Source organism: Agromyces sp. NPDC052230 (assembly GCF_040679595.1).
GTDB lineage: Bacteria > Actinomycetota > Actinomycetes > Actinomycetales > Microbacteriaceae > Agromyces.
In genome coordinates, this window is sequence record NZ_JBFAVC010000005.1 from 352,446 (window position 1) to 363,417 (window position 10,972).

Annotated in this window: 8 protein-coding genes; 7 read left to right on the forward strand and 1 reads right to left on the reverse strand. The window is 72.1% G+C overall.

Going from position 1 to position 10,972, the window contains the following annotated elements; genetic code table 11:
* The first annotated feature begins 2 nt into the window (after positions 1-2).
* The 6 genes from AB0K73_RS13565 (at position 3) to mutM (ending at position 6,128) form a co-directional block, all read left to right on the forward strand.
* Positions 3-1,337: a DUF58 domain-containing protein gene (locus tag AB0K73_RS13565; protein ID WP_360513036.1), complete on the forward strand. Its 1,335-nt coding sequence runs from the start codon at positions 3-5 to the stop codon at positions 1,335-1,337.
* Positions 1,327-3,663, forward strand: coding sequence for a DUF3488 and transglutaminase-like domain-containing protein (locus AB0K73_RS13570; protein WP_360513034.1), 2,337 nt, complete (start codon positions 1,327-1,329; stop codon positions 3,661-3,663). Before AB0K73_RS13565 ends, AB0K73_RS13570 begins: the two co-directional genes overlap by 11 nt.
* An 11-nt stretch (positions 3,664-3,674) precedes the next feature.
* Positions 3,675-4,238, forward strand: coding sequence for a DUF177 domain-containing protein (locus AB0K73_RS13575; RefSeq protein WP_360513032.1), 564 nt, complete (start codon positions 3,675-3,677; stop codon positions 4,236-4,238).
* Between the two features lie 9 nt (positions 4,239-4,247).
* Entirely contained in the window at positions 4,248-4,451 is a 204-nt protein-coding gene (gene rpmF / locus AB0K73_RS13580; protein WP_108595599.1) for a 50S ribosomal protein L32, read from the forward strand.
* A gap of 76 nt (positions 4,452-4,527) precedes the next feature.
* Entirely contained in the window at positions 4,528-5,190 is a 663-nt protein-coding gene (gene rnc / locus AB0K73_RS13585; protein ID WP_360513691.1) for a ribonuclease III, read from the forward strand.
* A gap of 2 nt (positions 5,191-5,192) precedes the next feature.
* Positions 5,193-6,128: a bifunctional DNA-formamidopyrimidine glycosylase/DNA-(apurinic or apyrimidinic site) lyase gene (mutM, locus tag AB0K73_RS13590; protein ID WP_360513029.1), complete on the forward strand. Its 936-nt coding sequence runs from the start codon at positions 5,193-5,195 to the stop codon at positions 6,126-6,128.
* Here the strand turns inward: mutM and AB0K73_RS13595 are convergent.
* Complete coding sequence (locus AB0K73_RS13595) at positions 6,052-7,209, reverse strand: GNAT family N-acetyltransferase (RefSeq protein WP_360513027.1); 1,158 nt, start codon at positions 7,207-7,209, stop codon at positions 6,052-6,054. The two genes, mutM and AB0K73_RS13595, sit on opposite strands and share 77 nt — an antisense overlap.
* Positions 7,210-7,371: 162 nt before the next feature.
* Here AB0K73_RS13595 and smc point away from each other — a divergent pair, with 162 nt between their 5' ends.
* Positions 7,372-10,896, forward strand: a complete 3,525-nt coding sequence (gene smc, locus AB0K73_RS13600; protein ID WP_360513025.1) for a chromosome segregation protein SMC — start codon at positions 7,372-7,374, stop codon at positions 10,894-10,896.
* Positions 10,897-10,972 lie beyond the last annotated feature (76 nt).

Genomic DNA, 10,972 nt, shown 5'->3' on the forward strand with positions numbered 1-10,972 from the left:
CCGTGCTGCGCCCGCGCCCCGTTCGCGTCTCGGCCTGGCCGCGACTGACCCGGCGCGGCGGGTCACTCATCATCGTCGGTGTCCTGCTCCTCGCCGTCTCCCTGTGGTTCGACCTGCGCGACATCCTCCTCCTCGCGTTCGTCGGCATCGCGATGCCGATCGCAGCCGGCGTGTTCGTGCTGGTGCGCGCGCCCAGGCTCGCCGTGACGCGGGTTTTCGCGCCGGCGGTGGTCGCGGCGGGCGCGTGGACGCGCGTCGGCATCCTCGTGAAGAACCGTGGGCGCCGCACCTTCGACGGCGCGCACTGGCGCGACACGGTGCCCGACGGCCTGATGGGCCCGGCCGAGGCGATCCTGCCGGCGATCGGGCCCTACGAGGGGGTCCTCCCGTCGGGCGACGACACGGTGCGGCTCGAGTACAAACTTCGGACGCCGCGGCGCGGCGTGTACCCGATCGGGCCGCTCCGCATCGGCGTGGCCGATCCGTTCGGCCTCGCACGCATCGATCGCGATGCCGGCTCGGCCCACGATGTCGTCGTCACGCCCAGGATCACCCCGCTCGACACCGCCCTCGGCAGCGCGGCATCCATCGACGGCGTGGTGCACGGACTCCGGCGGCGGCTGCATCCGAACTCCGACGAACTCATCGCCCGCGAGTACCGGTACGGCGACCCGATGCGTCGCGTGAACTGGGCCGCGACCGCCAGGCGGGGCGAGCTCATGGTGCGCGAGGAGGAGCAGCGCGGCGACCCCGAGGCCCGCATCCTGCTCGACACGACCCTGTCCGGGCGCCAGCCCGGGGCGGCCCGTCGCGACGACGACGAGCGCGCGCACTTCGGATTCGAGCTCGGCATCGAGATCGCCGCCTCGATCGGCATGCACCTGCTCGAACAGGGCTTCCGGGTGCGTTGCACGCAGGTCGCCGACCCCGAGCGCGGCGTGATCCCGGGCGCGGCGTACGGCGGCACGTACCGGGTACCGGGCGGCGACCGGATGCTCCTCGAGGACCTCGCCCGACTGGAACACCCGGGAGGCGCGGCACGGCATGCGGCGGGCGCCGCCGGCTCCAGTGCGCACCCCGGCACGCGCGACGCGCGTTGCCCGGGATTCGCGGTGCTCGTGGATCCCGACGAACAGGACGCACGCACCCTGGTGGCGCTCCGCCCGTCGTTCGAGCCCGCCGTCGTATTCGCGACCGATGGCGTCTCGCGCCGGGTGCTCGACCTCCTCGAGGAGGCTGACTGGCGCGTCATGCGCGTGCGCCGCCCGGCCGACATCGGCGACGCCTGGTCGGGCATCACCGCGCCGCCACGGGCGGGGGCGTCGCATGCGATCTGACCTCATCTCCCTCTCACGTGCGCAGCGCCTCGCACTGACCACCGCGTCGTTCCTGTTCCTCGTCATCGCGACGATGGCGCTGGGTCCGCTCATCTCGGGGAGCGGCTGGTGGTGGCTGTGCGCGTTCATGGCCGCAGGCACGCTCTTCGCCGGTTTCGGCCTGCGTTCGATCCGCACCCCGCCCTCGCTCGTGCCCGTGCTCGAGCTCGTGGTTGTCCTGCTGCTGCTCACCCTGCTGTTCGGCGGCGGCACGAGCATCGCCCTCATCGTGCCCACCGGCGGCACGTTCGAGACCTTCGACCAGCTGATGGTCGGCGCGCAGCGCACCATCCAGCAGCAGGCCGTGCCCGCGATCCCCGTGCCGCCGCTCACGTTCGCACTCGCCCTGGGCATCGGGCTGCTCGCGGTCGTCGTGGATCTCCTCGTGCAGACAGCGCGCATGCCGGCACTGGCTGCTGCGCCGGCGCTCGTGCCGATCCTCATCCCCGGGTTCATCATCGAGGCGGGCGCCGAGGTCCCGACGCTCGTGCTGACGGCTGCGGCCTACCTCCTGCTCCTGCGTGTGGACGTCCGGGTGCGCCGTCGCGCCCGGCTCGACGTGGGGGAGGAGGGCGATCAGGCGGCCACCGTGGTCGCGCCGAAGCGCGTGCCGATCGTGTCGACCCTCGGCGCCTCGCTCGGCCTCGCCGCGGTCGGGCTGCTCGCGGCATCCGTGCTCGCCGCGTCGACGCCGAGCGTCTCGACGAGCCTGCTGCTCGGGAGCCAGACGCAGGGCTCGCTGTTCGCCCGCGGGGTGAGCCCGTTCATCGACCTCGGGCGCGACCTCCGGCGACCCGATGCGCTGCCCGCGTTCCAGTACCTCTCACGCGACGGCGACCGTCCGTACTTCACGCTGCTGACGCTCGACCAGTTCGAGGGGCAGGTCTGGGCGCCCACCGAGCGGGCCGTCGACGGCGACAACACGGTCGACCAGATGCCGCGCCCCGACGGCCTCTCGAACGCGGTGGAGACGTCGGAGCATCCGATCGACGTGTCCGTCGAGGAGGTGCGCACGACGTGGCTTCCCGTGCCGTACCCGACCACGCGCATCGAGGGCCTCGAGGGCTCGTGGTTCTGGGACGACAGCGCGCTCACGGTGCGCAGCGTCGACTCGAACACCGGTGGTCAGAGCTACCGGGTCACGCGCCTCGACGTCGAGCCCACGCCGCAGCAGCTGCGCAGCGCCGACCGCAACCTCGACGACGAGCTGGAGGCATACCTGCAGCTCCCCGAGGAGATGCCCGCGATCATCGCCGAGACGGCGGCCGCCGTCACGGCCTCCGCCCCGTCGCCCTACGATGCGGCGGTCGCGATCCAGGCGTTCCTCCGAGGCTCCGAGTTCGACTACTCCACCGAGGCGCCCGTCGAGGACGGCTACGACGGCGGCGGATTCGACGTCATCGCGAAGTTCCTCGAGACCAAGGCGGGCTACTGCGTGCACTTCGCCTCGACCATGGCGGTGCTCGCCCGCGAGTCGGGTATCCCCTCGCGCATCTCGGTCGGCTACACCCAGGGAACGCCGACCGACGAGCGCGTCGACGGCGTTCTGCGCATGGAGGTCGACTCGCACGACCTGCACGCGTGGCCCGAGCTGTACTTCGAGGGCGTGGGCTGGGTGCCGTTCGAGCCGACTCCGGGCCGTGGATCGGTCCCCGGCTACTCGCGGCCCGGAGCGGGCGATGAGGGTGCACCGCCGCTCGCGACCTCCGCTCCCGCCACGCCGGGTTCGACCGGCCGCCCCGACCTCGACCCCGACCGCGGCTTGGCCGGGCCGGGGGGCGACCCCATCGCGACGGCGGCGCAGGCATGGCTGCGCCTCGGCGTCATCGGCCTGGCGGTCGCGCTGCTGCTCCTCGTGCCCGCCGCGGTGCGTGTCGCGCAGCGGCAGGCGCGCGTCCGGCGCATCCGTCGCGGTGAACGGCCGGCGGATGCCGCATGGGACGAGTTGGCCGCCACCGCGCTCGACCTCGGGGCCGGCGGCACGGGCGGTGAGACCCCACGCGAGTTCGCCACGCGGCTGGTGGCGCGCGAGGAGTTCCGCGACGCGAGTGCGCGCGCCGCGGTGATGCGCCTTCGCGATGCCGTCGAACGGGAGCGGTACGGCCGAGTCGACGGGCCTCGCGCGGACGCGACATCCGACTCGCTCATCGTCGATCTCGCTGCGGCGCGCTCGGCACTCACCGCCGATGCCACGGGAGTCGAACGGGCGCGCGCGATCTTCCTGCCGCACTCCCTGCTCGACGGCCTGCGCGGCATGCTCGGCGTCCGCCCCACCGCCGGGGCGTAGAATCGTCGATCGTGGCCATTCAGCAATCGGCGTTCCGCGTCAACGTGCGCGACCTCGTGAACCGTCCGGGCGAGATGCGCGAAGAGCGCCGCTCCGTGCCCGCGGGCGAGCAGATGGGCGAGGGCCTCGTCGCGGTGCGTGCGGGCGCAGAACTCGATCTCGACCTCCGGCTCGAGTCCGTGCACGAGGGAATCCTCGTCACGGCCGAGGTCGACGCGGTCGCCGAGGGCGAGTGCGGGCGGTGCCTCATCGACATCGCCCTCCCCGTCCAAGTCGAGTTCCAAGAGCTTTTCGCGTATCATTCTGGAGAAGCTTTCGAGGTAGAGGTTCAAGACGACCACGTGGATCTTGAACCGCTCATCCGAGATGCGGTGGTGCTGTCGCTACCGTTCCAGCCGGTGTGCCGGCCGGACTGCCCGGGTCTCGACCCCGTGACCGGGGTCCGACTGGCCGATCATCCGGAACTCGTCACCCATGAGCAACGCGACCCGCGATGGGCCGCGCTTGCGGGGTTCCAGGCTTCCGAAGACCAGGGCACGGATGCGACATCCGAGGCCGACCAGCAGAGAGATTGAGAGAAGATCATGGCTGTTCCGAAGCGGAAGAAGTCACGCTCCAACACCCACGCGCGTCGTTCGCAGTGGAAGGCCGAGGTCCCCACGCTCGTCAAGACCGTGGAGAACGGCAAGGTCACCTACAGCCTCCCGCACCGCGCGAAGGTCGTCGAGGATTCCGCGGGCACCCCGCTCTTCCTCGAGTACAAGGGCCGCAAGGTCGCCGACGTCTAGTCGGCCGACGCAAGCCAACCCGCCGGTCGTGACGCGGACGGAGCCCAAGGCAGCCACGGAGCACACGCTCGACGACCTGCAGCGCACGCTACAGGTCGAAGTGGATCCCGACCTGCTCCTGCTCGCGCTCACGCACCGGTCGTTCGCATACGAGAACGGCGGCATCCCCACCAACGAGCGCCTCGAGTTCCTCGGTGACTCGATCCTCGGACAGGCCGTCACCGTCAAGCTCTTCCGCGACCACCCCGATCTCGAAGAGGGCGAGCTCGCGAAGCGGCGGGCCAGCCTCGTCTCGAGTGCCGCACTCGCCGAGGTCGGCCGCTCGATCGGGCTGGGGCCGTACATCCGCCTCGGTCGCGGTGAGACCATGACCGGCGGCGCGGACAAGCCGTCGATCCTCGCCGATACCGTCGAGGCGATCATCGGAGCCGTCTACCTCGACTCGGGCGGCGACGCCGCCACCCGGCTCGTGATGCGGCTCATCGCACCGCTGCTCGGCGACCCCGAACGATTCGGCGCCGCCATGGACCCGAAGACGAGTCTCCAGGAGATCGCGGCGCGGCGCGGCGCTCCTCCGCCCGTGTACACGCTCACCGAGTCCGGTCCCGATCACAACAAGCACTTCGTCGCGTCCGTCGTGGTGGGCGACCTCGTCAAGGCCTCCGGTGAGGGGTCGAGCAAGAAGCAGGCCGAGATGGCCGCGGCGCTCGAGGCCTGGTCCCGGCTGAGCTCGAACTGACCGTGCCCGAGCTGCCAGAGGTCGAGGTCGTCCGCGCGGGGCTCGCGCCGGCGGTCACCGGGGCGCGGGTGACCGCGGTCGAGATACTCGACTCCCGTGCGCTGACCCGGCACGACGCGGCATCCGGCGACTTCGAACGGCTCGTCACCGGGGCGCGCCTCGAGGCCGCCGTACGCCGCGGCAAGTTCCTCTGGCTGCCCTTCGGCGACGACCGCGCGCTCGTCGGCCACCTCGGCATGAGCGGGCAGCTGCTGCTGCGTACGCCCGACCACCCCGGCGACGACCAACATGCGCGCATCCGTCTGCACCTCGAGCATCCGGCGCACGGGGAGCTGCGCGTCGACTTCGTCGATCAGCGCACGTTCGGTTCGCTGGCGGTCGACCGGCTCGTGCCGACTGCCGACGGGGAGATCGCCGGGTTCTCGGGGGGTGTCACCGGACCGTGGGCTCGCTCCATCCCGGCGCAGGTCGCGCACATCGCGCGCGATCCGCTCGACCCCGCGTTCGACGACCGGGCGTTCCTCGACGCCCTGGGGCGTCGTTCGTCGGGCGTGAAGCGGGTACTGCTCGACCAGCACCTCGTGAGCGGGGTCGGCAACATCTACGCCGACGAGGCGCTCTGGGCGGTGCGCCTGCACGGCGAACAGCCCGCGGCGTCCCTGTCGCGGCGGCGCGCCCGCGAACTGCTCGCCGCCGTGCGGGAGGTGCTCGAGCGCGCACTCGCCGAGGGCGGCACGAGCTTCGATGAGCAGTACGTCAACGTGAACGGCGCGTCAGGATACTTCGCGCACTCGCTGAACGCGTACGGTCGCGCGGGACTCCCGTGCCCGCGTTGCGGCACGCCGATGGTTCGCGAGGCGTTCATGAACCGGTCGTCGCACCGGTGCCCTCGCTGCCAGCGCCTTCGGCGGCGACGCTCGACGCCGAGCGGCCGCTGACCTCGCCGGTACGCTGCCAGACCGCCTCGAGTCCGCACCGGCGGAAGCCGAGCTCGATGTTGATCGCGAGCATGTGCGCGTTCTCGTCGGCGTTCCAGGTGTAGACCACGGAGCGTTCAGGGGCGATTTCGCCGAGCCGCACGAGGTTCGCGAGCTTCAGGAGCAGGCCGAGGCCGTGCCCGCGGTGCGGTCCCGCCACGAGCGTGTCGAACTGGTACACGAATTCGCGGCCGCGCGGCAACACCAGCTCGGTGTAGCCCGCGAGGTCGCCATCGTCGGTCACCGCCGCCGCGACGAGCAGGCCGGCGTCGCCGCCGACCTCGGCCGACTCATGCTCGCGCACGCGAGCGGCGTCCCACTGCTCCTCGTCGATCGTCAGCCCGCCGGCCGGCACATCGAGCGCCATTCGCGCGCGGGCCGCCGCATATGCCTCGATGAGGTCGTCGGGCACGTGATCGGTCCAGTGGACGAGTCGGTAGCCGAGCGACTGGGCCCGCGCGGAGCGGGCATCGAGCGCGGCGCGGAAGTCGTCGGCACGGCCGTCGAGGGCGAGGCTGCTCACGCGTTCCAGCTGCCCGAGCGCGTATCCGTGCGCGGCGGCGAACCCGGCGGCGGGCACGGATGCCGCGAGCACGGCGTCGCCGTCGGGCGCCCGCAATCCGGGCCCGCGCAGCGCCGAATCGTCGTCGGGGTGGTCGGAGTACCCGACGACGGTCGAGCGGCCCAGTTCGCGAGCGATCTCCTCGACGGCGGCGAGGAGGAGTGAACCGATCCCGCGGCGGCGGTGCGATGGGAGCACGCCGAGGGTGAGTTCGATCGTCTCGGCGCCGTCGTCGCGTTCCCACGAGAGGCCGCTCCGACCCACCATGGTCGGACCGTCCCACGCCGCCAGGAACGCGTGCCCCCGGCGGGTGCCGTTCCGGTGCACCGCGAGCAGTCGCTCGGCGGTGTCGGCGAAGTGATCATGACCCCAGTTGGCCCGTTCGAGCTCCGAACCGAGCGCCGCGTACGTTTCGAAGGCCCTGGCCTTGCGGGTGCCGAGCGCGTCGGGCACGGGCACCGGGCTGATCTCGACCGACATCCAGGTTCCTCCCCGCGGGCTCTCGGACAGCCGCCCAGACTAACGCGGTCGGCCCGCCGCGGGCAAGGGCGGATCCGCCGGACGGCGGCGGGGGCGAACGGCGGCGCGCCGTTCCTCGACTACGCTCGTCGGCAGCGCGCTCGCGAGTCGGAAGGGTGGGACGTGTACCTCAAGAGCCTGACGCTGAAGGGATTCAAGTCCTTCGCGCAGCCGACGACGTTCGCCTTCGAACCGGGCGTCACGTGCATCGTCGGCCCCAACGGCTCGGGCAAGTCCAACGTCGTCGACGCGCTCGCGTGGGTCATGGGGGAGCAGGGCGCCAAGACGCTGCGCGGCGGCAAGATGGAGGACGTCATCTTCGCGGGCACCGCGACGCGGGGTCCGCTCGGCCGCGCCGAGGTCAGCCTCACGATCGACAACGCCGACGGAGCGCTCCCCATCGAATACAGCGAGGTCACCATCTCGCGCACGCTCTTCCGCAACGGCGCGAGCGAGTACGCGATCAATGGCGAGACCTGTCGGCTGCTCGACGTGCAGGAGCTGCTCAGCGACTCGGGGCTCGGCCGCGAGATGCACGTCATCGTCGGCCAGGGCCAGCTCGACGCCGTGCTGCACGCGAGCGCCGAGGACCGTCGCGGGTTCATCGAGGAGGCCGCGGGCATCCTGAAGCATCGTCGGCGCAAGGAGAAGACGCTCCGCAAGCTCGATGCGATGCAGGCGAACCTCACCCGGCTCTCCGATCTCGCCGGCGAGATCCGTCGCCAGTTGAAGCCACTCGGCCGACAGGCGGAGGTCGCGCGCGAGGCCGCCACGATCGCCGCCGTGGTGCGCGACGCACGGGCACGCCTGCTCGCCGACGAGGTGGTGGGCCTGCGTCGCGCGCTCGACGAGCACGGGCGCAGCGAGCACGAGCGCCACAGCGAGCGCCTCGTGCTGCAGGACGAGCTCGAACAGCACCAGGCCCGCGTCACCCGGCTCGAGGCGACGTACCTCGGCGACGATGTCGACACGGCACGATCGACGAGCCACGCGCTCGAATCCGCACAGGAGCGGCTTCGCGCCCTCGACGCGCTCGCGCGGCAGCGCATCGCCCTCCTGAGCGCGGAGGCCCAGCCCGCCGAATCAACACCCACGGTCACCCGGTCGATGATCGAGGAGGCGACCGCCGGGCTCGACGCGTTCACCGCAGCCGTGGCCGACGCGGGATCCGGCCTCGAGATCGCCGCTGGCGCGACGCGCACCGCGCGCGGCGAGCTCGACCTCGTCGACGAGCAGATCGCAGCGCAGAGCGCGCGCGTCACCGCCTACGACCTCGAACTCTCGAAGCTCGTCGGGCAGGCCGATAGTGCGGCCTCCAAGCTCGCCGCCGTGCGCGGCGAGGTGCTGCGGCACGCGAACGCCCTGGAGGCGGCCGCGGGCCGTCGCGCCACCGCCGCGGCCGAGCTCGCGCGCGCCGAGGCGGAGGCGGAGGTGGAGGACGGCGCGGAGACCGACCTCGACGAGGCGTACGAGCTCGCGCAGGCCGACGTCTTCGGGGCGGAGGCCGAGATCGAGCGGATCCGCGAGGAGCTGCACACGGGGGAGCGAGAGCAGGGTGCGCTCGCCGCCCGATCGGCAGCCCTGTCGCTCGCGCTCGACCAGAAGGACGGTTCGGCCGCGCTCGTCGAGGCGCGCGTCGACGGCGTGCGCGGGTTGCTCGCGGAGTCTCTGCACGTGGAGCCGGGCTACGAGCCGGCGATCGCGGCCGCGCTCGGCTCGCTCGCCGACGCCGTCCTGGTCGACGACCGTGCTGCGGCGTTCCGTGCGCTCGAGCACGCGGAGCACGGCGAGCTGGGTCGGGTTTCACTCGCACTCGCCCTCGCCGATCCCGGGCGAGCGTCGCGCGACCCCCAGATCATCGAGGGGCTCGTGCCGGCGGGCCAGGTGGTGACGGCACCCGATGGTGTGGTCGCACTCCTCTCGGAGGTGCTCATCGCCGACGACGTGGCCGCCGCCCGGGCCGCGGAGCCCGCCCTCATTCGCCTCGATCGACCGGTCACCGTCATCACGCGCGACGGCACGGTCATCGGGCGCTACGTCATCACGGGCGGCAACGGCCGCGAGCAGAGCCGCATCGAGCTGATCGCCGAACGCGACCGCGCCGGCGCCCACCTCGAAGAGGTGCGAGCGGCCATCGAGCGATCGCGATTCGAGCTCGCCGAGCAGCGCACCATCCTCGAGCAGTCGAAGGAGCAGGCGAAGGCGGCACTCGCCGCACTTCGCGAATTCGACGCCAGGCTCGCGCAGCGCACCGAGCTGTTGAACCGGGCGCGCGTGCAGGCGGAGGCGGTCGACGCCGAGACGGAGCGGCTCCAGCAGGCCGCCGCCAACGCCGAGGAGCGCGTCGCCGAGGCGCAGCGCGTCGCGGAGGATGCGAGGACCGCCCTCGACGCGGCGAAGGCGGTCGCGCGTCCCGTGCTCGACGTGTCGGCGCGCGACGCCGCCCTCGTCGCACTCGAGCAGACCCGCGAGCGCGAGGTCGAGGCCCGGCTCCGGCTCGAGACGGCCAAGGAGCGTGTGCGCGCCGAGGAGGCGCGCGTGCGTGCCATGGAGCGCCAGTTCGAGGCGGAGCAGCAGGCTGCGGCGGATGCCGCACGCCGCGCCGTCGTGCGTCGGGCGCAACTCGCGGCGGCGACCCGTGTCGCCGAGTCGCTGCCGGCGTCGCTCGCGTCCGTCGACGCCTCGGTCGCCGAGGCTCGCGAGGCGCTCGGGCGCGCGGAAGCGGAGCGTGCGAGTCGCAATGAGGAGCTGCAGCGGATTCGGCGCAAGGAGGCCGCCGTGCGCGAACGCCTGCAGGCCGTGACCGAGGACGTGCACGGCCTCGAACTCCGCATCTACGAGAAGAAGCTGCACGTCGCCGGACTCGTCGAACGCGCGGAGGCGGAGCTGGGACTCGCCGAGGGCGTGCTCATCGCCGAATACGGGCCCGACATCCCGGTGCCCGCCGAACACGAGGACGACGAACCGCGCCCGTTCGTGCGCGAGGAGCAGCAGCGCCGCCTGCAGGCCGCCGAACGCAAGCTGGCCCAACTCGGCCGCGTGAACCCGCTCGCGCTCGAGGAGTTCGCGGCACTCGAGCAGCGCCACCAGTTCCTCACCGAGCAGCTCACCGACCTCGCGAACACCCGTCGAGACCTCCTCACGATCATCGAGGAGATCGACGGCAAGATGGAGGCGATCTTCCGCGGCGCCTTCGAGGACACGCGTGACGCGTTCGCCGAGGTCTTCCCGGTGCTCTTCCCTGGTGGCACCGGCAGCATCTCGCTCACCGATCCCGACAACCTGCTGACGACCGGCATCGAGGTGAGCGTGAAGCCCGCCGGCAAGAAGATCGAACGGCTGTCGCTGCTGTCGGGTGGCGAGCGCTCGCTCGCCGCGGTCGCCCTGCTGATTGCGATCTTCAAGGCGCGGCCGAGCCCGTTCTACATCATGGACGAGGTCGAGGCGGCGCTCGACGACGCGAACCTCGGCCGGCTTCTCACCACGCTCGAAGACCTGCGCGAGTCGAGCCAGCTCATCGTGATCACGCACCAGAAGCGCACCATGGAGATCGCCGACGCGCTGTACGGCGTGTCGATGCGCCAGGACGGCGTGTCCGCCGTCGTCGGCCAGCGCGTGCGCGAGGAGCGCGAGGCGAAGGCGAGCTGAGGCGAGCGGATGCCGCGGCGGCGCGCCGCGGCATCCCCGAGCCCCGCAATGCTCGAAGCAAAAGCCGGCACGAATT

Excerpts from the sequence above, each read along its gene's own strand:
- AB0K73_RS13570 (WP_360513034.1), top strand. The coding sequence starts at position 1,327 with ATGCGATCTGACCTCATCTCCCTCTCACGTGCGCAGCGCCTCGCACTG.
- rpmF (WP_108595599.1), top strand. The coding sequence starts at position 4,248 with ATGGCTGTTCCGAAGCGGAAGAAGTCACGCTCCAACACCCACGCGCGT.
- AB0K73_RS13595 (WP_360513027.1), bottom strand. The coding sequence starts at position 7,209 with ATGTCGGTCGAGATCAGCCCGGTGCCCGTGCCCGACGCGCTCGGCACC.